Below are 23,080 nucleotides of genomic sequence, written 5' to 3'. Positions count from 1 at the left end.
TTGCAAAACGGGCGCTCGCTGATTATCTTAATGGCGACAAGGTGATGGTGTTCCACCTTTCCCAACCGCCCGACTGTCCGGGCTGATGACGCCTGAAACTCTGGCCCTTTTCACGAGGTCGGTGTGTCAGGCTGTTCGTTATCTGCCTGCAGGCACCTTCCTCTTTATCCTGAGGACTTTATGCTGAAACCTTTACTGGCTGTGATGATTGGTGGCTGCGCGGGCTGTGTTATTCGCTGGCTGCTCGCGGTACGACTCAACGCCCTGTTTCCCAACCTGCCACCCGGTACGCTGCTGGTTAATCTGGTGGGCGGATTTATCATTGGTGCCACGGTGGCCTGGTTTGTCCGCCATCCAGGGATCGACCCGGCATGGAAGCTGCTGATCACCACCGGACTGTGCGGCGGTATGACGACATTTTCCACCTTTTCGCTGGAAGTGGTCACGCTGATGCAGTCCGGTAGCTATCTCTGGGCAATGGCGTCTGTCATGATCCACGTCATCGGATCGCTGCTGATGACCTTTGCCGGCTTCTGGTTGATCTCGGTGCTGTTTTAATCTCAACTGGCCAGCGCGCTGGCGCTGGCCGGATCAAACAGTGACAGGCTCTCTATCTGATCCAGCATAATCACTTTGCGGAAAGCCATGGCTGACTTTGGCTCTGAATCCAGCGTGATGTCGTGTTCGGCATACCAGCGGCTGTAGTTGTGCTCAATGCATAAATTGAGTTTTTTACCGTCGCGGTAGCCACTCAGCATCGGGATCAGCACCACATTGGCGGTGGCCACATTGTCATACGAGGCCGCGTGGATCATTCCGATATAGATTCGTCGCGACTTCAGGGTGATCCATGCCAGTTCCCCCTCTTCCATACACTGAAACAGTAACCCTTCGACGCCGTTGGCGCGTGACAGCTTTTTATACAGTTTTTTTCGGCCGTTGCTGTCGAGCCGCGCACTGCCAGACCAGCTGGAACGATAGAGGCAGAACGCGACGGCAAACGCCAGCATGACCACGACCGGTGCCTGGATACCTAAGAAGCTCCAGGTCATAAACTCGATTTGCCACTGATGATGCAAGCCATCAGCCAGTTGGGGAATCGCGTTGAAAATGGCGGATGCCGCCAGCAGCAGCAGCCAGATTAGACCGGTCGCCAGCACCCCCTGCAGGACGAAGATACAGCCGTACAGGGCGACAAGAAAGTACACATCCCAGCCAAATGAACGTTTGATTTTAAACCGGGTAGAAAGGTCACGGCTGGTGTACCAGTAGCCGCACACCATCAGCACCATAAATATTGCTGTTCCCATCTCAGGCCCCTTTTAACGTATTAACGTGCCGGGCAAAATCTTCATGCACTTCATAGCTGGAAAAGTTAACCATAGCGCAGCCATCTTCATCAATCAGGATGCGATCACCGTCCTCAATGGATTCGGCGATATCACGCTGGCTCATCACCTGGAGCAGGGATTCAGGGCTGGAAAACAGTGAACAAATAAAACGGAACATAGTCTCTCCTTTGCGGGTTTCGGGGAAGCCTGGCAGCAGAGTAGCGATTGCGCTATCAGATGAGGGTGAAAGTCGTCACTCAGACATTATCGGAAAATGCGACGAATTGATCTTTCTTGTGGACTGTCCTGTTTACCCGCTTCGATCAGGGTGGTAATTTCATACGAATAATCTTATGAGGATAATAACAACATGAAGCAACTGGTCATCGATATTTTAATGAAGCTCGCCAAAATGGATGTAGATACTAAAGAGCTGACAGCCCAGGTCGAGGCCCAATCCCTGCTCATTGCCGCGCTGCTGCTAACGGCGGGTAAAGACGGATCGGCCTCCATTTCCGAAAATATTCAGAACGCTGTTCTGGCTGCATCACAGAGCGGTGATGGTTTTTTACAGACAGATGTGGATCTGCTGTTAACGCACGTCAACCGTTTGCTGGCGGTGACGCGGTTTGTCGATGACGCAGCGGCGACAGAAAACAGCTAACGATAAACCTCCCCACACAGCAGCACGACGTTGGGGCGGCGTGCAAGAATACGTTCGGCCATCTGTTCACAATCGTACCGGGTGGGGTAAATATGCTCGGATACCGGCAGTGCGTCACAGGCGTCATATCCACAGGCACTGACGAGTAATACGAAGCCGATTAACATCACTCACTCCTTTGACAGATTAGGAACTGATTCAAGTATAGGCGACTGGACGAAGCGGGTGTGTTCCGCGTGTGCCCGGCTGTACGATTCTGATTTCACCCACCCATTGCCAGCGTCAGGCTGGCCATTTCAGGAGTGTCATTCATGCAGTTCAAGGGGCTTTCTGCTTTCCCCATCACACCGACTGATGCAGCCGGTGTGGTGGATATACCGGCGCTGGAAAAGGTGTTGCTGCGGTTGAAACAGGCGGGTGTGGACTCAGTCGGCCTGCCCGGCAGCACCGGGCTGTATGCTTATCTGAGCCGTGACCAGAAGCGGCGGGCCATTGAAGCTGCTGTGGCCTGTCTGGGGCCGGATATACCGGTTATCGCCAGTGCCGGGGCACTGCGCACCGATGAAGCCTGCCTGTTGGCGCAGGATGCTGAAAGCGCGGGGGCGAAAGGTATTTTACTGGCCCCGGTTTCTTATACCCCTCTGGGTGAAGAAGAAGTGTTTCAACACTATGCCAGTGTGGCCGGTGCCACCGGACTGCCTGTCTGTGTCTACAATAACCCGGGAACCACGCATTTTACCTTTACCCATCGTCTGCTTCAGCGGCTGGGCACGCTGAAGCAGATCCATGCGGTGAAACAGCCGGGTCAGAGTGGTATCGGTGAACAGGATGTGACGGCGCTGCGCGACCTGTTTCCTGCGGAGTTTGCGGTCGGCTACAGCGGCGACTGGTTTGCAGCCGGGGCATTGCTGGGCGGAGGCGATGTGTGGTTTAGCGTGGTTGGCGGCCTGCTGCCGCAGCCAGCGCTGGCGTTAACCCGGGCCGCCCAGGCGGGAGAGGCAGAGCGGGTCGCCGAGCTGAACCAGCAGTTTGAACCGCTGTGGCAGCTTTTTCAGAGCCTGAGCAGTTTGCGTGTGATGTATGCGGCAGCGGATATTCTGGGGATCTGCCAGCCGGTTCTGCCCCGGCCGTTGCTCGGGCTCGACAGCGCAGAGCGCAGGCGGGTTGAGCAGGTACTGAAAGACATGCCCAACGTCGTGTGAGCGATCAGAAATGGCCCGGCGCATGCGCAGGGCCATTACGTGCTGTGTGTTGAAAAATAACTAACGTGAAACCGTCGATGTTGTGGTGGTCGTGGTGCCGGTATTGGAGCCATCGCCGCCGCCTGATGTGGCCAGCGCCACGCCCAGCAAAGCGGCAACCACACCGACGCCAACGGCATCTGACGTGCCGTCTGACATGGTCGATGCACTACTTCCTGCTGCCTCACCTGCACCGGTAACGGCCCAGGTATTGGCACTTCCTGCCAGCAATAGCAGCAGAAAAACTGATTTAGCGTATTTCATTTTATTATCCTCGGGCATGAAGACAGCAGGTGCTGCCGGAGAAGAATAATCAGATTTGACAGGGGTTGATATGGGCATCTCACGACGGTGTCAGACCGACTCCAGCGACCGTGGCGGGAAAAAAGATCCAGCCAATACTGACCTTTTATTGCTGTCATCAAACGGTCATCTTTACTGCCGAGCAACGGACAGCGCGTAATAAGAACTTTCTCCTGTCAGGGACGGATAAGGCTGGTTGTGAAATGTGGCCGCCTGAAGCTGGAATCACCGTCTCATTTTCAGAATATCCTCTCCGCCCGCCGAACCGCGCGCTCTCTTCCTGCGGCCATTTGCGATTAATCCTGGTTTTAGCCAAACAGAGCAGGTTTTTAAGAACTTGTTGAGTCACTTATGGCCTACTGAAGACTGCCGTGTTGAACTGAGGGGAAGTATGTTGCTATCCGCACTGTCATATATCAAAGATAAGACCGGCTATTTGCAGGAGTTTATTTCTGACCCGCGCAAGACCGGTACCATTGCGCCTTCATCAAAAGCCCTATGCAAAACCATGTCGGATGCTGTGGACTGGCAGGAAAGTCTGCGTATTGCTGAACTGGGCGCCGGTGATGGCGTGTTGACCCGCCATCTGCTTACCCGGATGCGGCCGGAGGCGACGCTGTTAACCTTCGAGACCAATCCGCGCTTTCATCCGCGACTGATGGCACTGCAGGATCCCCGCTTGCAGGTGATTGGGGAGTCGGCAGAAACGCTGAAGGGAGAATTCGATGCCATTTTTTCCGGCCTGCCGTTGCTGTCGCTGCCTCATGCTGTGCGCCACCGTATTTTGCAGCAGGCAGCCTCCCAACTGAGTGCTAATGGTGTGTTCGTGCAGTTCCAGTACACCTCACTCTGTGAGCCTCTGCTTTCCACTTATTTTGCCTGGAATCGTACGCGTGTGCTGGCAAACCTGCCACCGGCCTGGGTCTACCGTGGCCACTCACTGGCCCAGCTTCCCTGGGCGAACCGTAGCGAAAAATGAGATTGATCTGACTCTGACGAAAGACAGGCGGAGCTTTGCTATGCTTAATCTTTAACCCAAGAGGAGGATGTAATGAGCACTGATGATGTAGTGATGGTTTCAAGTGAAGAAGAAGTGTGCAATATCATTGGGAAAGCAGTGGTCGATCTGAGTATTACAGGACAGCCCGTTAACAAATCCACGCTGGGCTTAAAGCTACTGGCGATGGCGGATCAGGATCAGGATGACGAACGCATACTACTGTACTGGATTGCCCGTCGGGCAATCAATCAGCCGCAAAAATTTGCGGAGGCACGGTTCTGATAACCGGCCAGTAACCGGTACGTCTGCGACCGGCTATCAGCGGCCGTTCAGGAAGGTGCTGAACGGCCATGACATCAGGTCAAACGTCTGAGTCCCGGGATGCGCTCCAGCACGGCAATCAGCAGCGTTGATATCGCGTAGCAGACCAGAGCCACCAGTGGGATGCTTAATGCGGAGTAGTAGTTGTTAAAGTTTACGCTCCAGACACGGAGTATCGTTTCCAATACCAGCATATGAATAAAGAACACCCCCACGCTCAGCCTGGCCAGATGGCGAATGACCAGATTTTTTCGTCTTGAAAAGCGCAGTGGCGCATTCAGCAACATAAAGAAGCAGGCCAGTGCCAGCACCACGATGGTCGGGGCAGAGTAAAACAGGAAGATATCATTGGGTTCGCCAATGCTTTTCGACAAAGAATAGCCCATCACTGCAGTTAATACCGCACTTAAAATAAAGATAACACTGGCGATAGTGACCTTTGGCGACAATTTATAGCGGCGAATGACCCCTCCAATAATATAAAATCCTGAAAGGTAGATCACCATATCAATATTACTGGGTGTCGGTGCAGGGTGATTTTCCAGCACGCTCTCTTTAAAATGGTCAAACAGCATATACACCGATGCCAGCGCAAACCACAGGGTAAGAATGTAGTTAATACGCTGCCTGCTACCGTGCTGGATAAAAGTGTTCAACAGCGGGGTGAACAGGAACAGCAAAATCATCGTATAGATAAACCACAGATGGTCGTAGGCTGGCGTACTCAGAAGATCCAGCAGGCTGAAGGGGGTCGCGCTTTCGTTTATTTTTCTGTTATAAATGAAATAGATTACCGTCCACAAAATAAGCGGGATCAGTAAGTCGACTACGCGCGTTTTCAGCGTGCTTAATAAAGATTCATTTTTATTTAGCGATATATAACCGGCAATCAGTAAATAAAGAGGAAACGAAATTCTCCCCAGTACGTCATACATTACCGCAACCGACCAGGCACCATGAAAGGTGCTGAAGGGTATCGCTGCCGTATGAAGCAGAATAACCAGATAGGTGGCGATAAGCGTTAACAATTTAATATTGAGCGTTTTCAAACAACGGATTCCTTTGCCAGAGGGCTACACTGCATGGCATCTGCAGGTGTTCACTTGTACTAAAGGTATCATATCCGCGTTGAAGTCCGATCTTTTACTGTAAAAATTCCCGCCTGGTTAACTACGCTGCTGAGTAACGGTGATTTCTGCCGCACAGGTTTCGTCGGGTTTAACGATACGAAACTCAGCGCTACCCTGGTGGACATAGATACAGGCTCGACCAGCATCGCCGCCGTCCTGCTCCTGCGAGAGGGAAATCACAATTTTCTCTGCCGTTGAAAAGGGCGTGAACAGACTGAAGCCCGCGAGCAACACTATCAGACCACAGCGCTCGGAGAGTCTTTGTATTTCGTGAAATTGCAACATCGTGTGCCCTCCATTAGCCTTAACTGTTCCAGGCAATAAGTGCAGGCCACCCTGACCTTTGCGCATTATGGCCGTTGCCTGTAATAAGGCTGAAGCAATATCGACGTTTAGGGGGGCGCACCACTATGAGAATACTCTTAATTATGCTGGATCTGAAGTAAAGGCGGAAACCAGCCTGTCTCCGCCTGACTTCTCAGGGACTACTCCTGCAAAAACTGATGCTTGATGTGCTGATAGAAGAATGAGCCTTTCGATGGCGCGGCCATAAAAAAATGCCAGGTGGTCAGTGGAACATCGCGGTAGGTCCAGGTGCCATGACCCAGTAACTGCACTTCCAGTATTCGTTTTTCGGCATCGTAACCGACAGAGTGAATCGCTGATGAGGCGACCATTTGGCGTTTCATATCCCCTCCCATACTGCATTGTGGTGATTAAAATTTAATCTATTTGCGCGATTTTGCCTTGTCTGAAATCAAAGATAGCGAGTCAGAAGCACAGAAAGATCATTGAAGGAGGTGAGGGAAAGCGGAGGGGAAAAATAAGCCTCGGGAAGTGGGAAACCCACGAACACTTCCCGAGGCCATGCAAATGCATAATTCGTTACGGGCTCACTTTACCTGCATCTGTAAACTTGTACAACATTATTTTTTTATGTACAAGTTTGCGCAGGATCGCTGGCAAAAAGAGTGACGCAGGCGGGTTATCCTTGATAGAGTGCGGGTCACACTGTATTAGCGGAATGAGATATGTCGAACGAAATTGCACACCCGTCCAACAGCCCGAAGCAAGCAGCCCTACAGCTGGTCATTGAACTGGTTCGCGCGGGGAAATTAAGCCCGTTACAGGGCGATGCGGCTAATATGATTTCGATCTATGAGCAGTTTAAGACGCACTTTGAAGCGGAAAAGCATAAACACGCTTCTGAATCTGCGATCTCGTGAGCCGCTTGTTCAGATGCCTGAATGTTTCAGCTACGGGCAACAGCCCGTAGCCGATGGCGATCACTTTTTACTGATCAGATCAAAATAGAGCAGACTGATACCGATCCCCTGATAGTCGCCCTGAATAGTGTTACCCAATCCAACCTGTTGCTGGCCCTGTAATGTCACCACATACGGCGAATTCTGCTGCACTTCAGTTTGTAGCTGCTGATAGAGCGCTGTGCGCTTTTTGACGTCGCTTTCTGCCGCCGCTGCACGCGTTTTAGCACTCAGCTCAGGGATGTTCCAGCCCACGCGCCAGGCGAGCGTTTTGGGGCCACCCGCCACGTTGTAGGCGAAGGTACTGGCATTGCTGTTGGCATCAACATAGTCCGCACCCCAGTAGATAAAGATGGACTGGAAGTTACGCCCACGCATTTTCCCCCACAGTTCTGATTCCGCCACCGGCTGAATATCTATCTGGATATCGGCTTTGGCAAAGCTGGCCTGCAGTGCCTGCGCGACATCGCTATAGGGGGGTTGATTAATAATGGTCAGAGAGAAGCGGGTGCCAGGCTTAATCCCCCCCTTAGCCAGGATGGCTTTCGCCTTTGCCACATCGTAGTGGAAAGGCTGGTTAGTCAGTGCGCCGTCAAAACCGGCAGGCAGGAAGGTCTGATGCGTCTGGTACTGGCCTTTCAGCAGTTGTGTGGACAGACTGTCATAGTCAACCAGCCAGCGAGCGGCCTGCCACAGTGCCGGATTACCCAGCGCCGGTTGCTGTTTGTCCTGGGTGTTGAAACCGATGTAGTAAATCAGGCTGGAAGGATAACTGGCGACGCGCACGTTCTTCTGGTTTTTCAGCGAGGCAAACTGATCGGCACCCAGGTCATAGGCCACATCGGCATCCCCTTTTTCAAGAAGCAACCGGCGCGAACCGGCATCGGTGACGCTTTTCAGGATCACCCGCTGCAGATGCGGGACGGGTCGGGCATGAGGATTTTTTTCCAGCACCAGCGCCTGCTGGGGGATGTATTGACTGATAGCAAAGGCACCGCTGCCCGCTGAATGCGTTCGCAGCCAGGTATTGCCATAATCCTGCTCACTGACGTGCTTTTTGACCAGCCTGCTGTCGACCGTTGACGCCACGGGCGAGGTGAGCAGACGCAGCGCCAGATCCTGCCCAATGTCGGATACCCAGCGCAGTTCAAACTCCGTCTCACTGAGCCGGGTGAACTGCGCGTCAATGTTTTCCGGCGTCCAGCCAAACTCCCCAAGAATGAACGCCGGCGTTTTGTTGAGCTTCACCGCTCGCGTGAGTGAGTAGATCACATCGTCGCTGGTGACCGTGTTGCCGCTGGCGAACGTTTGCCCCGGCTTGAGCGTGAATCGCAGGCTACGCTCTGTGCTGCCTGTCTGCCACTGGCTGGCCAGCGTTGGTGACAGTTGGCGCTCATTACGGATCGCCGGTGACACCAGCGTCTGGTAGACATTGCGCAGGCTACTGGTGCTGACGGTTTCAAAACTCTCCGCCGGATCGAAGCTGATGATACCGTCAAGCGAGATGGCCACCACCAGTGTGTCAGCAGGGGTTGCGGCCTGAGCAACAGGGGTGAATGCCAGCGTGCTGGCGAGGAGCAGAGGAACGATGTTGCGCATAAAAAGTCCTGAAATGAGAAAGATATCAGGACTATAGGCGGATAGCGTGCCATCGGAAATGCCGGTTCTGACTATGCTTAGCTGTTAAAGACACAATCCGAAGGGGCGACCGAAAAAAGCGTCACCCCGGATGCATCCCGGCCGGGTATAGCGGTTAAGCGACTATTCGCCCCTGCGCCATCTGCACGGCGCGATCGCACATATGATCGATAACGTCCGGATCGTGACTGACCAGCACCATTGTCAGATTATCCTGCTGCTTCAGCTGATTGAGCAGGTTGAGGATCTCCGCCTGCACTGACATATCCAGTGCGGAGGTGGGTTCATCCAGCAGCAGGATTTTCGGCTCCAGCAGCAGCGCCCGCACAATGGCAACGCGCTGACGCTGGCCGCCAGAAAGCTGATGCGGGTAACGGTCGGCCAGCGCCGGATCCAGCCCGACGTGTCGGAAACCCTGATCGATACGATCGTGAATATTCTCTGCCTGGATCAGCTTTAACGGCTCTGCCAGCGTCCGGCGCAGGCGATGGCGCGGATGCAGTGAGGCATAGGGGTCCTGAAATACCATCTGCACGTCACGCCTGAGCTGGCCGGTAAAGGGCTTACCCGGCGCTGCCTGATGGCCAGCCAGCTGCATCCCGCCCTGCCAGTGGGGGTTAAGACCGGCCATCACCCACAGCAGCGATGATTTGCCGCAGCCGGAAGGGCCGACCAGGCCAAAACATTCGCCCGGCTTCACCGACAGCGTGACATCATGCACCACGGTGCGCAGATCGTAACCCTGCTTATGGGCCACGCTCAGTTGGGATAAATCAATCATGCTGTAGTCCCCCGGCCAGCGCGTCACGATCCAGTACCGGCAGCGGCTGGCCGCGCGTCAACTTACTCGGGCGGCACGACCACAGTGTGCGGGTGTAAGGGTGCGTGGCGTGAGGAAGATCGGCGGCCGGTAATTGATCCAGCACTTCTCCCTGGTACATCACCATTACGCGGTCACAGTGTTCGGAGACCTGTTGCAGATCGTGGCTGATCAGCAGCAGGCCCATATCACGCTGTTCCACCAGATTGCGGATCAGCGCCAGCACCTGATCGCGCATGGCGTGATCGAGTGCCGATGTGGGCTCATCGGCGATCAGAAAACGGGGTTCAGCGATCAGCGCCATCGCCAGCATCACGCGCTGGCCCATCCCGCCCGAAAGCTGGTGGGGGTAGCGTTTCATTTGCTCTGCGGGCTGGGGCAGGCCCACTGCCGCTAACATATCGCAGACCTTCTCTTTTATTTCAGTCCGTGAGAAGCGGCCATGCAGCCTGAGCGGCTCTGCCACCTGCCAGCCGATCGTCCGCAGCGGGTTAAGGGCGTATTTCGGATCCTGCATCACCATGCCGAGCTCGCTGCCGCGCAACTGGCTCCAGCGTCGCTCGGTCAGCGTCAGGGCATTCTCCCCGGCGATGCTCAACGTTCTGGCCTGGATCTGCAGTGACGGCGCCAGCAGCCCCATCAGTGCGCGCGCGGTCAGCGATTTCCCGGAGCCGGACTCGCCGACCAGCGCCACTCGTTCGCGGCCCAGCGTAAAGCTGATATTTTTTACCAGCGCAGTGCCGTCGGCACTGCCGATCGTCAAACCATCGGCGACAATCTGTGCAGAAGGATCAGTTGCCATTTCGGGTATCCAGTCGGTCACGCAGGCCGTCGCCTGTCAGGTTAAACGCCAGGCTGGCGAACAGAATAGCGCCGCCGGGAACGGCAGCGACCCACCACTGGTCAAAGATGACCTTGCTACCTTCCGCGACCATTGAGCCCCATTCCGCAGTAGGCGGCTGAATGCCCATACCGAGGAAGCCAAGCCCTGCCGCAGAGAGGATAATGCCACCCAGGCTGAGCGCTGCACGCACCACGGCGGTGGGCAGGCACAAGGGCAAAATGTGCCCGAACATCAGGCGAAGGCCGTTGATGCCCTGCATACGTGCGGCAGCGAGATAGTCGCTTCGGCGCAGCGCCAGCGTTTCAGCGCGTGCCTGGCGGGCAAAGGGAGGCCAGCTGGTCAGCGCCAGCGCCAGTGCACCGTTCATCAGGCCCGGCCCCATCATGGCCACCAGCGCCAGGGCAATCACCAGATTGGGCAGTGAGAGGAAAATATCGGTGATACGCATCAGGACACGTTCGCTCCAGCCGCCGAGATAACCGGCGCTGATGCCAATCAGCATTCCGACCGGAATGGTCAGCACCAGAATCAGTGACACCAGCAGCAGGGTCGGACGTGCGCCGTAAATTACCCGGGAGAGCAGGTCGCGGCCAAAGCCATCAGTGCCAAGCCAGTGGCTGGCAGAGGGGGGCATCAGACGCGCCGCCATCTCCTGGGCATTGGGGTCAAACGGGGCCAGCAGTGGCGCAAACAGGGCAGCGAAGATCAGTAACCCTACCAGGCTCAGGCCAACGATCAGCGTAATATTGCGGCGGGTACGTCGCGCGCGCGGTTTGACGCTTGCAGCATCAGAGAGAGATTGCGTCATCGGGTTCTCGGGTCGGTCAGATAAGTTAACGCATCCGCCAGCGCATTGATGGCGATAAAGCAGCCGCCGATCAGCAGGGTGGAGCCGAGGATTGCCGGGGTATCGGAGGCGAACAGCGCGGTGGTCATATAGCGCCCGACGCCGGGCCAGGCGAAGACGGTTTCTGTCAGCACCGACCCTTCCAGCAGCGTGGCGTAGGAGAGTGCCAGCACGGTGATCAGCGTTCCACGGACGTTAGGGAAGATATGCAGCAGGAGAATACGCCCCCGGCTGGCCCCTTTGGCGCGTGCCAGAGTGACATACTCTTTGCTGCTCTCTTCCAGTAACGCCGCGCGCAGCAGGCGGGTAATGGTGGCCATCGACAGCAGCCCCAGCACCACGACCGGCAGCCACAGGTGTGCGATGGCATTGCGGAACATCTCACGGTCGCCGGACAGCCAGCTGTCAATCAGCACCAGCCCGGTCTTCGGTTCCAGAGTGTAAATCCAGATATCATCCAGACGCCCCGGTCCGGCAGACCAGTGCAGTACGGCATAAAACAGCAGCAGCCCCAGCAGCCCCAGCCAGAATACCGGTACTGAGTAGCCAAGCAGAGAGATCAGGCGGGCGACGTTATCCAGCACGCTTCCCGGTTTCCATGCGGCCAGCAGCGCCAGCAGAATACCGAATACGGCACCGAAGATCATCGCGCAGGTGGCCAGCTCAATGGTCGCCGGGAAAGTGCGCAGCAGATCGCTGGCAACGGGCTGATTAGTGATGCTGGAGATCCCGAGATCGCCACGCACCAGATGTTCGAGATAGTGCCAGAACTGCACCGGCACCGGCTCATCGAGCCCGAGGCTGGCCCGGACCTGAGCATAGGTGGATTCGCTGGCATGATCGCCGGCAATTTGCAGCACCGGATCGACCGGAGACAGATGAGACAGGGCAAAGGTGAAAACCAGCAGTCCGAGCAGTGTCACCACCAGTGAAAGCAGGGCACTAAGGGCCCCACCGCTGCGGCGCCAGAAAAGCCGGGCAGAAGGCCCGGCGCTGTGTTCGGATACCGCCATTACTTGGTGACCTGGCTGTAGTACACCATATCCGGGTTGATCCCCTGCACGTACCCTTTCAGGTTGTCGCGCAGTGCCACCAGATTACGGGCCTGCATGCCGATGACATACGGGGAGTTCTTCTGCACTTCGCGCTGCATGTTTTCATACAGTTCGACGCGTTTCGCTTTGTCGGTTTCTGCCGTCGCAGCCAGCGTCTGTTTGCTCAGTTGCGGAATATGCCAGTTAGAGCGCCATGCCAGGGTTTTGCTGCCATCTTCAGGATTGTAGGCAAAGGCGGCGGCGTTAGTGTTGGGATCAAAGTAGTCTGCCCCCCAGGCATTCAGGGTCGCTTCATACTGGTGCGCTTTCACGCGGGTCGCCACTTCGGAGCTGATACCTGGCTGTACTTCCACTTTTACCCCGCCTTTAGCAAAGCTGGCCTGCAGCGCCTGAGCAATGTCGAGGTAGGGCGGCTGATTGCTGACAGACAGCTTAAAGCTGACGTTGGTCAGGCCGGCTTTCTTCAGAATGGCTTTGGCTTTCTCAGGATCATAGCTGTACGGGTTGTCATTGAGGGCACCGAGGAAACCCTCAGGCAGGAAGGACTGATGCACCTGGAACTGGCCTTTCAGCAGATCGTTAGCAATGCCTTTGTAATCGAACAGGTAACGGGAAGCTTCCCACAGCGCCGGGTTTTTCAACGCCGGGTTGGCATCAATGTTGAACTGAATGTAGTACAGGGAGGCCATCGGCACCGCGAGGGTCTTCACGCCCGGCTTATTCTTCAGGGAGGCCATCTGGTCAGCGCCCAGATTACGGGCGATATCGGCATCTCCCTGTTCCAACAGCAGACGGCGTGCCGCCGGCTCCGGGACGTTTTTGATCAGCACATTTTTTAGTTTAGGTGCCCCGGCCGGCGAGGTCGGGTTGGCGCTGAACAGGACGACTTCATGCGGTATGTATTTGCGGATCTGATACGGGCCGCTGCCTGCAGAATTCAGGGCCAGCCATTTGTTACCCAGATCGCCTTTTTGCTCATGCGCCATGACGGTTTTTTCATCAACAATTGAAGAGACCGGGGCGGCCAGCAGACTGAGCACGTAGGTTGGGCTGACGTCGGCACTCCAGCGGATTTCTACTTGATTATCATCGATTTTCTTAAACTGGGCGTCGACGTTCTCTTTAGTCCAGCCTAACTGGGTGAGAATAAACGACGGGTCGAGGTTAAGCTTCACCACACGCGACAGGGAGAAGATGACGTCTTCCGGGCGCACCGGATTCCCTGAAGCGAATTTAGCCCCTTCTTTCAGGGTAAACGTCATACTGCGGTTATCGCTGCCTGGCGTCCAGCGGGTCGCCAGCGTGGGTTTCAGGTCGATCGGGTTTTGCGGATCGGACTGGACAAGGCGCTGATAGAGGTTGGTAAACGCCTGAACTGAGGTCAGCTCGAAACCGTCTGCCGGGTCGAAGCTTTTGGCATCATCAATAGACTGAGCGATGACCAGCGTATCTGCCGGAGTCGCGGCAGAGGCCGCAAAGGCGGCGGCCAGTGCCAGTGCAAGAACGGAAGGGACTGCAATTTTCATGACGTTTCCTGGAATGACGTTTTTCGCGAGTGTAAGGGAACAAGCATTAAGAACAATAGTAGATTATTCGCTATCGTTATGCTGGAAAGTTATAAGGTGAATGAAACAGTTATAAAATTGAATCATGCCCCGACCCCCTGACCGCTGAAGTGGCTCCACAGAATCGGGCTGATACTGAGCAGATTGTTAAGCATATGCAGGAATATGGGCAGTTTCAGCCCGGCGGAAACCAGGCGCGCGGCGCACAGCAGCAGGGAGAGTACCACCAGGGCAATCACTGTTTGCAGATGGGCATACTGGGTGTGCATGGCCGCGAAGATAAGGGAGGTCAGTAGGGCACAGGCCACGCGCTGGCGGGGGGCCCACAGCAGGAATCCCTGAAGAATAAAGCCGCGAAACAGGATCTCTTCAAATACCGGCGCGAGAAACACGACCGCGATGGCAAAGGCCAGCAGCACGGTGGTGCTGTCGCTGAGTTGCTCGCCGGTCCAGCCTTCCTGACGCAGATAGAGAGACTGGCTGGCAATCACAGCCAGCAGCAGTCCGGTGAACAGCAGCGTCTGTCCCGGCCGAAGTCTGCCTGGCGGGATATCTGAATAATGCTGCGAGTACGCGCGGTAAAGGGGCAGCAGGGCGGCGAACTCCAGCAGGCAGAGGACCGGCATCAGCAGCCCCTGACTCTTTAACGCCGCGAAATGGGGAATACTGCTGACGATGACTGTAATGCTGTACCAGACCAGAAAGACGCCAGCGCAAAGCAGGGTGTGATTAACCCGGTCGGTTGAGGGTGTCATGGCAGGGGGTCCGATAGCCAGTGAAGAAGGCGATGGTAACAAGCACAACGAACGCTGTCGAGAAGGCGACGGCAGCAGCGTAATGTGTAAAAAGGGAGATTTTTTTACGCGGGGGCGTGATGCAGGACGGCACGGGAGCTTAAGCGACATTGCGCGCTCCCGTCGACCAGAAGCGCGCTCAGAGGGTTAACGGATTCTTACCGCCACCAGCGTCATGATGACAGCAAAAGTAACAAAAATTGCCAGTTCCATAAGAATATCCTCTCAGGGGATTCCGTTAAAATTATAGTCTTCCTCTGATTGAAATTTGAGCAGAATGTGCGCTGGTGTCCCGTAAAAGCCCAGGCGTCAGGGGGGATTTTGGCTGCGCAATTAATGTGTAATCTGTTAACCTTTCAGGGTAATTGCCGGATATCTACGCAAAGAGAGGAGAAATAACTGTGAAATATTATGGGAAACTGGCTTTAATTGCCGCGCTGGTTGCGCTTTCAGGCTGTCAGTCGGGCAGCAATAAAAGTGCTTCCGCCGCGCCGGTCGATCCTGAGATGGACAGATGTGGCGCCTCTCAGTATCAGCAATATGTCGGTAAGCCGCTGGCATCGGTGTCGTCTTTGCGCTTTGAAAATGCTGTGCGCGCCATTCCGTATAACTCTGCCGTTACGATGGATTTTAACCTGAATCGTATTAACTTTATGGCCGATCAGCAGGGTAACATAAGCCAGGTTTACTGCGGCTGATCTCTCCTGTCATCAGATTGATTCCCAGGGGCGCCCGCTGTGCCGGTCGTCCCTCAGTAATACCACTTCCTCACCCACCACAGACGCAGCCAGATCCCTGGTGCGCTGGTCCAGCCGCTGGTGGTCGCGACGACTTCCCCGTTTGCCACCATCAGTAAGGTTGGTGTTGTGGTCACGTTCCAGCGAGCGGCCAGCTCTCCCCGACTGTCGTTAACCACGGGCAGGGTCAGATGGTGCCCATTCAGGTAGCGAACAATACTAATGTCATTGCCCGAACGGTGAGCGATAGTCAGTACGCTGGTGCGTTTGTCATTCAACTGCATTAATACGGGGACCGTGTCTTTACAGGCACCACACCAGCGGTCCCAGAACCAGACCAGCAGGGGTTTTTTATCACTCAATTCGGCCAGCGTCAGATTCTGACCGTCTATTGTATGCAGGGACTGAGTCGAAATATCGGCGGGAAGATCCGGGGAGCGAAAAGCATCCACCAGTCTGATAAAAAGGATCAGTAACAGGACAGGCATCAGCAGATAAAGGCTCACCTTCTTGAATTGATTTATGAGTTTTTGGTGCCAGTTGCGCATTACCTGTCTCCGCCTGCGTCCGGCGCATATCTTAACGGGGCGAGGGTGAATGGCAATCTTATCGCGTGTAAACATTCGTATAGGGGGGCAGGGAGGGGCGTGAGTTGTCATCTGGCTGCAATCTCAGCGCGATAAGGTCATCCGGTAAAACAGTGATTTCCTCGTGACGCTGAAAAATATGCAATGCTCGTCTTTTCCCGCCTTGTGCGGGATTTTTTTCCCCCTCTTCCGCAGAAACCCTTCACCCGATCGGACGCCCTTTAGGATTCTCCAGGATCTGTGCCAGCAGGTTACGATACCCTTCCAGTACCGACTCATCAGCCTCATGCTCCAGACGTGCAATGACGTTGGCAATAATGGCTTTATTACTGGGCGATTTTCCGTTCTGCATCAGCTCCATCATAATGGCTTCCAGTAGTTCGCTCTCTTTCGGGGCATGAAACGACGGGCTGTTGAAATAGTCGGTGATGGCGCGCCCCGCGCCGGGTAGCTGCTGACTCATGGCAAACCTCCACAAACGCGCCTTCAGTGACCAGAGGTGACACTGAAGGTTCGGGTTAATTATATTCGCGACAATGACTCAGACTGCCAGAACGGCAGTCTGCCGCCTGTTTAAAAGATAAACAGGCGGGAGTTGACTATTACTCTAGATGGCGGAGAGGGGAATGCCAGTAACAAACAGAAATATTTTTAATTCTGTCAGCGCTAGGCCGGCAACACATGATAGGTGGAGATCACTTCCAGAATACCGTTAATCATAAATTGCACGCCCATACAGACCAGTAAAAAGCCCATCAGGCGGGAAATCGCCTCAATGCCGCCTTTGCCCACCAGGCGCATGATGGTGCCGGAACTGCGCAGGCAACCCCAGAGAATAACGCCAATGGCAGCAAACGTCAGAGGCGGAGCCAGCATGATCACCCAGGGCTCAAACGTGGTGCCGCTGTGAATGGTTGAGGCGGTGCTGATAATCATCGCAATCGTCCCCGGCCCGGCGGTGCTCGGCATGGCCAGCGGCACGAACGCAATATTCACTGCTTTACGCTCGCTCATCTCATCCATTTTATGGTCGGCTTCAACCGACTGTCCTGCCTGCTGTTGTGGAAACAGCATACGAAAACCGATGAAGGCAACGATCAGCCCACCGGCAATACGCAGCCCCGGAATGGAGATTCCAAAGGTATCCATCACCACATTACCGGCGTAATAGGCGACGGCCATGATAATAAAGACGTAAATAGAAGCCTGTAACGACTGGCGGTTTCGCTCCTCATAGTTCATGTCACCCGCCAGCCCCAGGAACAGAGCCACGGTGGTTAACGGGTTCGCCAGCGGCAGCAGCACCACCAGGCCAAGGCTAATGGCTTTCATCAGTTCTAACATCGCTGGGGGATCCTTACGCGATAAAAGGGGATAAAGCATCATGCCTTATCCCCACAGGGATGCGAAGTGTAACTTGAGTCATGGCGTTAGGATTAGGCCTTACGTGGTGCTTATGGGGCAGGGTAGTAATAAACAGGAAGCGTCACAGGAAAAAGTGAATAAAAATTTAAAATATTTTATCTTTTAAATCAATTGGTTGTGCGTTTACGTGTTTTTTTGTTCCGCGAGCCCTTGTACTGAAGTCGGTGTTATGAGTAAATGCACTCGTTGGTTTTGATACAGACCCACGTATGCGAGCAATTTTAGTAAAGCAGTCTTCAGTTCAAGCGTTATTTCAAGCTTCTTCCTGACTTCCTTCTGAGTGCCTCATAGTAATCCCTGTTGACAAACCCTGTGCCCACTGTGGCTTACTACAATTTTGAAGGAAAGACCCATGTCAATGACTGGTTTAGTAAAATGGTTCAACGCTGAGAAAGGTTTCGGCTTCATTTCCCCAACTGACGGCAGCAAAGATGTATTCGTACACTTCTCTGCAATCCAGAACGGCGGCTTCAAGACGCTGGAAGAAGGTCAGAAAGTCTCTTTCACTATCGAAAATGGCCAGAAAGGCCCAGCAGCTGCTAACGTAACTGCTATCTAAGTTTGTTTTCCGCTTCGGCGGTAATGAACTCAGATTCGATGTGAAGAAAAACCCGCCCTCGTGGCGGGTTTTTTGCGTTTAACGTCCAGACATCAGCGGTAAGATTCGTTTGCTAACAAAATTCTCTCTGACACTGTGCCATAAGCGACTGACGGCCGTGAAGAGTGTTGTTACACTTAATATACAGTCCCCCTGCGACAGGTTTTACGTACAGTACGATGGAATCCTGGAAGGTTAACCTCATCTCCGTCTGGTTCGGTTGTTTGTTTACCGGGCTGGCTATCAGTCAGATTATCCCGTTTCTTCCCCTCTACGTTGAACAGCTGGGCGTTACCGACCCTGATGCCCTGACACTGTGGTCAGGCCTGATTTTCAGTATCACTTTCCTGGTTTCTGCTATTGTCTCGCCGATGTGGGGCAGCCTTGCCGATCGTAAAGGGCGTAAACTGATGCTGCTGCGAGCCTCCCTCGGGATGGGCGTGGTGATCCTGCTTCAGGCCTTTGTCTCCAGCGTCTGGCAACTGCTGGCACTGCGTGCGCTGATGGGGCTGACCTCGGGCTATATCCCGAACGCCATGGCACTGGTGGCGGCTCAGGTTCCGCGTGAACGCAGCGGCTGGGCGTTAAGCATGGTCAGTACCGCACAAATCTGCGGGGTGATTATGGGCCCGTTAATGGGCGGACTGCTGGCAGACTGGCTCGGGCTGCAGGCAGTGTTTATTATCACCGCCTGCCTGCTGATGATAAGTTTTCTTATCACCCTGTTCCTGATCAAAGAGGGCGGCCCTCCGAGGGTGAAAAAAGAGGACAAACTCAGCGGCAGCATGGTATTTCACACGCTCAGTCGTCCGGGCCTGGTGATCAGCCTTTTTGTCACCACACTGGTTATCCAGCTCTGCAATGGCTCGGTCAGCCCGATTTTGACGCTGTTTGTCCGCGAGCTTGAGCCGCACGTGCAAAATATCGCCTTTGTCAGTGGGATGGTGGCTGCCATTCCTGGCGTGTCGGCGCTCCTCTCTGCGCCCACGCTGGGCAAACTGGGTGATCGGATCGGAGCTGAACGTATTCTGTTTGCCGCGCTGATTTTTTCTGTGGTGCTGTTTGTCGGCATGTCCTGGGCAGACAGTGCGGTGGAACTGGGGATTTTTCGTTTTCTGCTGGGATTTGCCGATGGGGCGATGATGCCTGCGGTGCAGACGCTGCTGCTGCGCTATTCCAGCGATCAGGTTACCGGACGTATTTTTGGTTATAACCAGTCCTTTATGTACCTGGGTAACGTTGTCGGGCCACTGATGGGCTCAGCCATTTCTGCTGCAGCAGGCTTCCGCTGGGTATTCGCCGCTACGGCGGTGGTGATCCTGGTGAACAGCGTACAGCTGATTTGGGTCTATCGTCGATCCCGGCGCAACGCCATGCTGCGCCGGGGCTAACGATCAGTGATTCACAGACAGACTAAGCTGATAACGGTACTGCCGCGCGGAGAGGAGGAAGTCGGCATTAACGCTGGGGCTCCAGGAGTCATCGCCACCGACCCCCATATGATAGCCATCAATAATCAGCCAGCATCCGGGCTCATTTCGCAGCAGATGGCGGTGTGAGGTATCACGCAACTGTTCAAGGCTGTGTCGGCTGAGTGAGAAATGGAACGCGCCGTTAACGCGCCAGTTGCCGAAGGTCAGTTCCTGAGTGCCGCCGCGCAGACCGTTCTCTCCCGGGAAGACGTAAGGCGTACTCAACCCTTCAAGCGGCAGCGTCCAGCGAGAAAACTCTGCCGCCAACTGACGGTCGGGATAGTTCTCGTGCGGTCCCAGTCCCAGCCAGTTCACCTCGTCTGCCGTCTCTGCCAGTTGGCAGCGCAGACCGATGCGTGCCGGTTCCGGCTGCCCTGCGGCGATGTCCACCTCCACTTCAAGATGAAGTTCACCCTGCATGTCGATCCGGTAGCGTTTACGGCTGAGGAAACGCACTTCCCCCTGCGCCAGGAAAGCATGTTCGGCACTGATTTGTACGCCATCACTCAGCGTGTCTGCCTGCAGGCGTAGCAACTGGCTCTCCAGCTGATAGTGACCGGCGCGTTTCCAGCGCTCCACCCAGGCATTTGGATCGATACGTGTGACTTCGCTGATGCCGATATCATTATCGACAGGTGCGCGGGCAAACAGATCGCGCAGCGGGGAGAGCAGTTGCGGCCTGTCACCACGCAACCACTGCACCAGCTCGCCGCTCTGGCGACAGAACTGCCATTGCTGTTCACCGTGCTGGATCGTTATATGCTCAGGCTCCTGGCGGAGCTGGGGGCACTCGCCGGCAGTTGGTGCGAGAGGCAGGGTCAGCGCGGCGGGAAGGCGCCAGCCATCCCAGGCGACACGCTGCCCCGCTGGCGACCAGGCAGTGGCAAGCGGCTGGATCACTTCAACACGCAGCCACAACTCGCCTTCCAGGGAGGGCAGTTCGCCGGTAATCAGTTCGACACTGCCTTCCGGAGCCAGAGCCAGTTCACACTGGCCTTCCGCCACCGGCCTGCCCTGATGCTCAATCCGCCAGCGCAGCAGTTCATTGTCGCTGTGGCGGAAGAGATATTCGCTGGTGACGCGCACGGTTAATGGCGCGGTGCCCGCCAGCTCGAACTGGAAGAACTGCTGGGCGCGCTGTGCTTCATACAGTGCCGGGTGAGGGGTACGGTCAGCAAACACCAGCCCGTTCATACAGAACTGGCGGTCGTTCGGCGTATCGCCAAAGTCACCGCCGTACGCCTGGAAGCTCTCCCCGTGCTCATCTTTGTGCGTCAGGCTCTGATCAACCCAGTCCCAGACGAATCCCCCCTGCAGGCGGGGGAACTGACGGAACGCCTGCCAGTAGCGATCGAACCCGCCAAAACTGTTACCCATCGCATGGGCATATTCACAGAGGATCAGAGGACGGGTCTCTTCCGGCAGACTAATCCATTTTTTAATCGACCATTTCGGCACGGTATCGAACGGCTGATCCTGATCGACGCGGGAATACATCGGGCAGATGATATCGGTGGCAGCGGAATTGGCACCGCCCCCTTCATACTGCACCGGACGGCTGGGATCGTGGCTTTTGATCCAGCGATAGAGCGCATCATGGGTACTGCCGTGGCCGGACTCGTTGCCGAGCGACCAGAGAATGATGCACGCGTGGTTCCGGTCACGCTGAACCATGCGGGTCACGCGTTCGCTGAAGGCATTAAACCAGGCCGGATCGTCTGACAGACGGTTCATGGGTTGCATGCCGTGAGTTTCAATGTTCGCCTCATCCACCACATACAGACCGTAGCGATCGCACAGGCGATACCAGAGTCGATGGTTAGGGTAATGGGAGCAGCGCACGGCATTAAAGTTATGTTGCTTCATCAGCAGAATGTCTTTGACCATCGTGGCTTCATCCATCACCTGCCCGTTATCCGGGTGATGTTCATGACGGTTGGTGCCACGGATCAGCAGGGGCTTACCGTTCAGCTTCAGCAATCCGCCGCTGACTTCAACTTTACGGAAACCGATGTCGTAAGCTTCGGCTTCAATCAGCGTGCCGCTGGCATCCAGCAGGGCAACCACGGCGCGATACAGATGAGGCGTTTCAGCACTCCACAGCTGTGGCCGATCGACATGCATCGTCAGGCGGGTACGATCGAGGTAGCGCCCGCGTTCGTCAATCACCGACGTGCCAAAAGGCTGTTGGTGGCGGGCAATCTCCCGGTCTTCCTGCCACAGTGTGACTTCCAGCTGATAATCGCTGGCATTCGTCAGTGAGGTCAGTGCCATCACGTTAAGCTGTGCGGAGCTGAACTCGGGGCTGAGAAGCGTATCGATGTGGACATCACACAGACGGACGGCCGGCTTGTGCAGCAGGGTGACGTCGCGGAAAATGCCGCTCATACGCCACATATCCTGATCTTCCAGATAACTGCCGTCGCACCAGCGCAGCACCATCACGGCAAGCCGGTTTTTCCCCGGCTGCAGGTTTTGGGAGAGGTCGAACTCGGCAGGCAGGCGGCTGTCCTGCGAATAGCCAATAAACTCACCGTTACACCAGAGATAAAAGGCCGAATTCACGCCATCAAAGATAATCCGCGTTTGCCCTTCAGTCAGAAACGCCGGGTGGCACTCGAATGTGAGCGAGTAACATCCTGTCGGGTTATCGACGGGAACACGCGGTGGATCGACCGGAATCGGGTACTGGACGTTGGTGTAGATCGGCGCATCGTAGCCTGCCATTTGCCAGTTTGCCGGCACGTTGAGGCGGTCTGACTGCGGCAGTTCGCCCAGCAACCACTCGTCCGGCACCGCCTCCGGGCGCGGGTAGTAACTGAAATTCCACTCGCCGTTCAGTGACTGCACAGCGGGACTGGGGCGATCCTGACGTGCGTCATCGCGATCCCGCCAGCTGGCAAAGGGCGGATGGGCAGGCAGACGATGAAGCTGTGTGACGGCCGGGTTTTCCCAGTGGCGCATGGATAAAAGCTGCTGCAGGGTGAGTGGAGTAATATCAGTCATGCCAGATCCCTCATAAATGTTATGCGCTCACATTGATGCTGAAGCGAAATGAAGTAAAGGAAAAAGAGTGTGGGATGCGATGCCTGTCGCAACATTTTCGGTGCACAGGAGGCGGCCGTTCCCCACCTGACGCAGGGTCAGAACAGGGAAATGGCAGGGAACTGTTAATCAGTGTTACCGCCGGTAAACAGGGCGGGGAACCGGAGAAATCTGCATTGTGGAGCGCCCTTTCGCCGCTTACTATCAGCGCCGGTATGTCATTCACAGTTGTTCAGGGGGAAGCATGGTTCGGTCGGTAAAAGTGGTCATCGTCATGGCGCTGGTAACAGCATTAAGCGGTTGTCTGTTCCCACCACCTGGAGGGGGCGGTGGCTGGGGGGGCGGACATGGTGGCGGGCCGCGCGGTGGTTTTACGGAGCAGGGGCGTTAATCACCCT

At 55.4% G+C, this 23,080-nt stretch carries 28 protein-coding genes and 1 riboswitch; of the genes, 10 read left to right on the top strand and 18 right to left on the bottom strand.

The genetic code is table 11. From position 1 onward, the window contains the following. Window positions 1-31: 31 nt before the first annotated feature. Window positions 32-102: riboswitch (Fluoride riboswitch) on the top strand. Between the two features lie 78 nt (window positions 103-180). Next, the gene (gene crcB, locus EPE01S_RS18075; RefSeq protein ID WP_062747912.1) at window positions 181-558 is read left to right on the top strand and encodes a fluoride efflux transporter CrcB; all 378 of its coding nucleotides are present in this window, start codon (window positions 181-183) and stop codon (window positions 556-558) included. 2 nt (window positions 559-560) lie between these two features. On the opposite strand, the gene EPE01S_RS18070 is transcribed toward crcB, so the two are convergent. Together EPE01S_RS18070 and EPE01S_RS18065 are read right to left on the bottom strand one after the other, a co-directional pair. Further along, complete coding sequence (locus tag EPE01S_RS18070; RefSeq protein WP_062747909.1) at window positions 561-1,310, bottom strand: hypothetical protein; 750 nt, start codon at window positions 1,308-1,310, stop codon at window positions 561-563. Window position 1,311: 1 nt separating this feature from the next. After that, window positions 1,312-1,509 (bottom strand): hypothetical protein, encoded by a 198-nt coding sequence (locus EPE01S_RS18065; protein ID WP_062747907.1) that lies wholly within the window; start codon window positions 1,507-1,509, stop codon window positions 1,312-1,314. Between the two features lie 192 nt (window positions 1,510-1,701). Between EPE01S_RS18065 and iraP the strand changes: the two genes are divergently transcribed. Further along, window positions 1,702-1,995, top strand: coding sequence for an anti-adapter protein IraP (gene iraP, locus EPE01S_RS18060; RefSeq protein WP_062747906.1), 294 nt, complete (start codon window positions 1,702-1,704; stop codon window positions 1,993-1,995). Here the strand turns inward: iraP and EPE01S_RS23655 are convergent. Beyond that, complete coding sequence (locus EPE01S_RS23655) at window positions 1,992-2,162, bottom strand: hypothetical protein (protein WP_167550588.1); 171 nt, start codon at window positions 2,160-2,162, stop codon at window positions 1,992-1,994. The genes iraP and EPE01S_RS23655 overlap by 4 nt on opposite strands. A gap of 144 nt (window positions 2,163-2,306) precedes the next feature. Between EPE01S_RS23655 and EPE01S_RS18055 the strand changes: the two genes are divergently transcribed. Beyond that, entirely contained in the window at window positions 2,307-3,197 is an 891-nt protein-coding gene (locus EPE01S_RS18055; protein WP_062747904.1) for a dihydrodipicolinate synthase family protein, read from the top strand. Window positions 3,198-3,257: 60 nt separating this feature from the next. Here the strand turns inward: EPE01S_RS18055 and yjbE are convergent, their stop codons facing one another. After that, window positions 3,258-3,500, bottom strand: a complete 243-nt coding sequence (gene yjbE, locus EPE01S_RS18050; protein ID WP_062747902.1) for an exopolysaccharide production protein YjbE — start codon at window positions 3,498-3,500, stop codon at window positions 3,258-3,260. A 430-nt stretch (window positions 3,501-3,930) separates the two neighbouring features. On the opposite strand from yjbE, the gene EPE01S_RS18045 reads away from it, so the two are divergent. Both EPE01S_RS18045 and EPE01S_RS18040 read left to right on the top strand, forming a co-directional pair. Beyond that, complete coding sequence (locus EPE01S_RS18045) at window positions 3,931-4,518, top strand: class I SAM-dependent methyltransferase (RefSeq protein ID WP_062747900.1); 588 nt, start codon at window positions 3,931-3,933, stop codon at window positions 4,516-4,518. 72 nt (window positions 4,519-4,590) lie between these two features. Further along, the gene (locus tag EPE01S_RS18040) at window positions 4,591-4,821 is read left to right on the top strand and encodes a hypothetical protein (RefSeq protein WP_062747898.1); all 231 of its coding nucleotides are present in this window, start codon (window positions 4,591-4,593) and stop codon (window positions 4,819-4,821) included. Between the two features lie 74 nt (window positions 4,822-4,895). Here EPE01S_RS18040 and EPE01S_RS18035 read toward each other — a convergent pair whose 3' ends face one another. From EPE01S_RS18035 to EPE01S_RS18025, 3 genes are all read right to left on the bottom strand, one after another. Next, a complete protein-coding gene (locus tag EPE01S_RS18035) occupies window positions 4,896-5,909 on the bottom strand; it encodes an acyltransferase (RefSeq protein WP_062747896.1) in 1,014 nt (337 codons plus the stop codon). Between the two features lie 117 nt (window positions 5,910-6,026). Further along, on the bottom strand, window positions 6,027-6,275 hold the full coding sequence (locus tag EPE01S_RS18030) for a hypothetical protein (protein WP_062747971.1): 249 nt from the start codon (window positions 6,273-6,275) through the stop codon (window positions 6,027-6,029). A gap of 200 nt (window positions 6,276-6,475) precedes the next feature. Next, on the bottom strand, window positions 6,476-6,679 hold the full coding sequence (locus EPE01S_RS18025) for a KTSC domain-containing protein (RefSeq protein ID WP_062747893.1): 204 nt from the start codon (window positions 6,677-6,679) through the stop codon (window positions 6,476-6,478). Window positions 6,680-7,021: 342 nt separating this feature from the next. Here EPE01S_RS18025 and EPE01S_RS18020 point away from each other — a divergent pair, with 342 nt between their 5' ends. Next, the gene (locus tag EPE01S_RS18020) at window positions 7,022-7,216 is read left to right on the top strand and encodes a hypothetical protein (protein WP_012442290.1); all 195 of its coding nucleotides are present in this window, start codon (window positions 7,022-7,024) and stop codon (window positions 7,214-7,216) included. A 60-nt stretch (window positions 7,217-7,276) separates the two neighbouring features. On the opposite strand, the gene EPE01S_RS18015 is transcribed toward EPE01S_RS18020, so the two are convergent. The 7 genes from EPE01S_RS18015 to EPE01S_RS17985 all read right to left on the bottom strand — a co-directional run bounded on the left by EPE01S_RS18015 (window position 7,277) and on the right by EPE01S_RS17985 (window position 14,779). Further along, window positions 7,277-8,854 (bottom strand): ABC transporter substrate-binding protein, encoded by a 1,578-nt coding sequence (locus EPE01S_RS18015; protein WP_062747891.1) that lies wholly within the window; start codon window positions 8,852-8,854, stop codon window positions 7,277-7,279. A 154-nt stretch (window positions 8,855-9,008) separates the two neighbouring features. Further along, entirely contained in the window at window positions 9,009-9,674 is a 666-nt protein-coding gene (locus EPE01S_RS18010; protein WP_062747889.1) for an ABC transporter ATP-binding protein, read from the bottom strand. Then, the gene (locus EPE01S_RS18005) at window positions 9,667-10,515 is read right to left on the bottom strand and encodes an ABC transporter ATP-binding protein (protein ID WP_062747887.1); all 849 of its coding nucleotides are present in this window, start codon (window positions 10,513-10,515) and stop codon (window positions 9,667-9,669) included. Before EPE01S_RS18005 ends, EPE01S_RS18010 begins: the two co-directional genes overlap by 8 nt. Beyond that, a complete protein-coding gene (locus tag EPE01S_RS18000) occupies window positions 10,505-11,365 on the bottom strand; it encodes an ABC transporter permease (RefSeq protein WP_062747886.1) in 861 nt (286 codons plus the stop codon). Before EPE01S_RS18000 ends, EPE01S_RS18005 begins: the two co-directional genes overlap by 11 nt. After that, a complete protein-coding gene (locus EPE01S_RS17995; RefSeq protein ID WP_062747885.1) occupies window positions 11,362-12,417 on the bottom strand; it encodes an ABC transporter permease in 1,056 nt (351 codons plus the stop codon). Before EPE01S_RS17995 ends, EPE01S_RS18000 begins: the two co-directional genes overlap by 4 nt. Continuing rightward, complete coding sequence (locus EPE01S_RS17990; RefSeq protein WP_062747883.1) at window positions 12,417-13,985, bottom strand: ABC transporter substrate-binding protein; 1,569 nt, start codon at window positions 13,983-13,985, stop codon at window positions 12,417-12,419. Before EPE01S_RS17990 ends, EPE01S_RS17995 begins: the two co-directional genes overlap by 1 nt. 122 nt (window positions 13,986-14,107) lie before the next feature. Then, window positions 14,108-14,779: a CPBP family intramembrane glutamic endopeptidase gene (locus tag EPE01S_RS17985; RefSeq protein WP_062747881.1), complete on the bottom strand. Its 672-nt coding sequence runs from the start codon at window positions 14,777-14,779 to the stop codon at window positions 14,108-14,110. A 440-nt stretch (window positions 14,780-15,219) separates the two neighbouring features. Here EPE01S_RS17985 and EPE01S_RS17980 point away from each other — a divergent pair, with 440 nt between their 5' ends. After that, window positions 15,220-15,516 (top strand): I78 family peptidase inhibitor, encoded by a 297-nt coding sequence (locus EPE01S_RS17980; protein WP_062747879.1) that lies wholly within the window; start codon window positions 15,220-15,222, stop codon window positions 15,514-15,516. 53 nt (window positions 15,517-15,569) lie between these two features. Here EPE01S_RS17980 and EPE01S_RS17975 read toward each other — a convergent pair whose 3' ends face one another. From EPE01S_RS17975 to EPE01S_RS17965, 3 genes are all read right to left on the bottom strand, one after another. Beyond that, complete coding sequence (locus EPE01S_RS17975) at window positions 15,570-16,103, bottom strand: thioredoxin domain-containing protein (RefSeq protein WP_194715980.1); 534 nt, start codon at window positions 16,101-16,103, stop codon at window positions 15,570-15,572. A gap of 241 nt (window positions 16,104-16,344) precedes the next feature. Beyond that, window positions 16,345-16,605, bottom strand: coding sequence for a biofilm development regulator YmgB/AriR family protein (locus EPE01S_RS17970; RefSeq protein ID WP_062747877.1), 261 nt, complete (start codon window positions 16,603-16,605; stop codon window positions 16,345-16,347). A gap of 203 nt (window positions 16,606-16,808) precedes the next feature. Next, window positions 16,809-17,486 (bottom strand): MarC family NAAT transporter, encoded by a 678-nt coding sequence (locus EPE01S_RS17965; RefSeq protein WP_062747875.1) that lies wholly within the window; start codon window positions 17,484-17,486, stop codon window positions 16,809-16,811. Window positions 17,487-17,919: 433 nt separating this feature from the next. Here EPE01S_RS17965 and cspE point away from each other — a divergent pair, with 433 nt between their 5' ends. After that, the gene (gene cspE / locus EPE01S_RS17960) at window positions 17,920-18,126 is read left to right on the top strand and encodes a transcription antiterminator/RNA stability regulator CspE (RefSeq protein WP_062747873.1); all 207 of its coding nucleotides are present in this window, start codon (window positions 17,920-17,922) and stop codon (window positions 18,124-18,126) included. A 218-nt stretch (window positions 18,127-18,344) separates the two neighbouring features. After that, on the top strand, window positions 18,345-19,556 hold the full coding sequence (locus EPE01S_RS17955; protein WP_062747871.1) for a multidrug efflux MFS transporter: 1,212 nt from the start codon (window positions 18,345-18,347) through the stop codon (window positions 19,554-19,556). 3 nt (window positions 19,557-19,559) lie between these two features. On the opposite strand, the gene EPE01S_RS17950 is transcribed toward EPE01S_RS17955, so the two are convergent. Then, window positions 19,560-22,643 carry a beta-galactosidase gene (locus tag EPE01S_RS17950; protein ID WP_062747869.1) on the bottom strand — a complete coding sequence of 1,028 codons (3,084 nt, stop codon included), beginning with the start codon at window positions 22,641-22,643 and terminating at the stop codon, window positions 19,560-19,562. Between the two features lie 283 nt (window positions 22,644-22,926). On the opposite strand from EPE01S_RS17950, the gene EPE01S_RS23650 reads away from it, so the two are divergent. Beyond that, on the top strand, window positions 22,927-23,073 hold the full coding sequence (locus EPE01S_RS23650; RefSeq protein ID WP_162900987.1) for a hypothetical protein: 147 nt from the start codon (window positions 22,927-22,929) through the stop codon (window positions 23,071-23,073). Window positions 23,074-23,080: the final 7 nt, after the last annotated feature.

The organism is Erwinia persicina NBRC 102418, assembly GCF_001571305.1.
GTDB classification, from domain to species: Bacteria; Pseudomonadota; Gammaproteobacteria; order Enterobacterales; family Enterobacteriaceae; genus Erwinia; species Erwinia persicina.
Note: the sequence above shows the minus strand (reverse complement) of the source record. Positions and strands in the feature narration are given on the sequence as shown.

Bases quoted from the DNA above. Each gene is read 5' to 3' on its own strand.
- EPE01S_RS17965 (WP_062747875.1), bottom strand. From the start codon at position 17,486: ATGTTAGAACTGATGAAAGCCATTAGCCTTGGCCTGGTGGTGCTGCTG.
- cspE (WP_062747873.1), top strand. From the start codon at position 17,920: ATGTCAATGACTGGTTTAGTAAAATGGTTCAACGCTGAGAAAGGTTTC.
- EPE01S_RS17985 (WP_062747881.1), bottom strand. From the start codon at position 14,779: ATGACACCCTCAACCGACCGGGTTAATCACACCCTGCTTTGCGCTGGC.
- EPE01S_RS17970 (WP_062747877.1), bottom strand. From the start codon at position 16,605: ATGAGTCAGCAGCTACCCGGCGCGGGGCGCGCCATCACCGACTATTTC.
- EPE01S_RS18040 (WP_062747898.1), top strand. From the start codon at position 4,591: ATGAGCACTGATGATGTAGTGATGGTTTCAAGTGAAGAAGAAGTGTGC.
- EPE01S_RS18015 (WP_062747891.1), bottom strand. From the start codon at position 8,854: ATGCGCAACATCGTTCCTCTGCTCCTCGCCAGCACGCTGGCATTCACC.
- EPE01S_RS17995 (WP_062747885.1), bottom strand. From the start codon at position 12,417: ATGGCGGTATCCGAACACAGCGCCGGGCCTTCTGCCCGGCTTTTCTGG.
- EPE01S_RS18005 (WP_062747887.1), bottom strand. From the start codon at position 10,515: ATGGCAACTGATCCTTCTGCACAGATTGTCGCCGATGGTTTGACGATC.
- iraP (WP_062747906.1), top strand. From the start codon at position 1,702: ATGAAGCAACTGGTCATCGATATTTTAATGAAGCTCGCCAAAATGGAT.
- EPE01S_RS23655 (WP_167550588.1), bottom strand. From the start codon at position 2,162: ATGTTAATCGGCTTCGTATTACTCGTCAGTGCCTGTGGATATGACGCC.
- EPE01S_RS17955 (WP_062747871.1), top strand. From the start codon at position 18,345: ATGGAATCCTGGAAGGTTAACCTCATCTCCGTCTGGTTCGGTTGTTTG.
- EPE01S_RS18025 (WP_062747893.1), bottom strand. From the start codon at position 6,679: ATGAAACGCCAAATGGTCGCCTCATCAGCGATTCACTCTGTCGGTTAC.
- EPE01S_RS18020 (WP_012442290.1), top strand. From the start codon at position 7,022: ATGTCGAACGAAATTGCACACCCGTCCAACAGCCCGAAGCAAGCAGCC.
- EPE01S_RS17950 (WP_062747869.1), bottom strand. From the start codon at position 22,643: ATGACTGATATTACTCCACTCACCCTGCAGCAGCTTTTATCCATGCGC.
- EPE01S_RS17975 (WP_194715980.1), bottom strand. From the start codon at position 16,103: ATGCGCAACTGGCACCAAAAACTCATAAATCAATTCAAGAAGGTGAGC.
- EPE01S_RS18000 (WP_062747886.1), bottom strand. From the start codon at position 11,365: ATGACGCAATCTCTCTCTGATGCTGCAAGCGTCAAACCGCGCGCGCGA.
- yjbE (WP_062747902.1), bottom strand. From the start codon at position 3,500: ATGAAATACGCTAAATCAGTTTTTCTGCTGCTATTGCTGGCAGGAAGT.
- crcB (WP_062747912.1), top strand. From the start codon at position 181: ATGCTGAAACCTTTACTGGCTGTGATGATTGGTGGCTGCGCGGGCTGT.
- EPE01S_RS18010 (WP_062747889.1), bottom strand. From the start codon at position 9,674: ATGATTGATTTATCCCAACTGAGCGTGGCCCATAAGCAGGGTTACGAT.
- EPE01S_RS18065 (WP_062747907.1), bottom strand. From the start codon at position 1,509: ATGTTCCGTTTTATTTGTTCACTGTTTTCCAGCCCTGAATCCCTGCTC.
- EPE01S_RS18030 (WP_062747971.1), bottom strand. From the start codon at position 6,275: ATGTTGCAATTTCACGAAATACAAAGACTCTCCGAGCGCTGTGGTCTG.
- EPE01S_RS18045 (WP_062747900.1), top strand. From the start codon at position 3,931: ATGTTGCTATCCGCACTGTCATATATCAAAGATAAGACCGGCTATTTG.
- EPE01S_RS23650 (WP_162900987.1), top strand. From the start codon at position 22,927: ATGGTTCGGTCGGTAAAAGTGGTCATCGTCATGGCGCTGGTAACAGCA.
- EPE01S_RS17990 (WP_062747883.1), bottom strand. From the start codon at position 13,985: ATGAAAATTGCAGTCCCTTCCGTTCTTGCACTGGCACTGGCCGCCGCC.
- EPE01S_RS18055 (WP_062747904.1), top strand. From the start codon at position 2,307: ATGCAGTTCAAGGGGCTTTCTGCTTTCCCCATCACACCGACTGATGCA.
- EPE01S_RS18070 (WP_062747909.1), bottom strand. From the start codon at position 1,310: ATGGGAACAGCAATATTTATGGTGCTGATGGTGTGCGGCTACTGGTAC.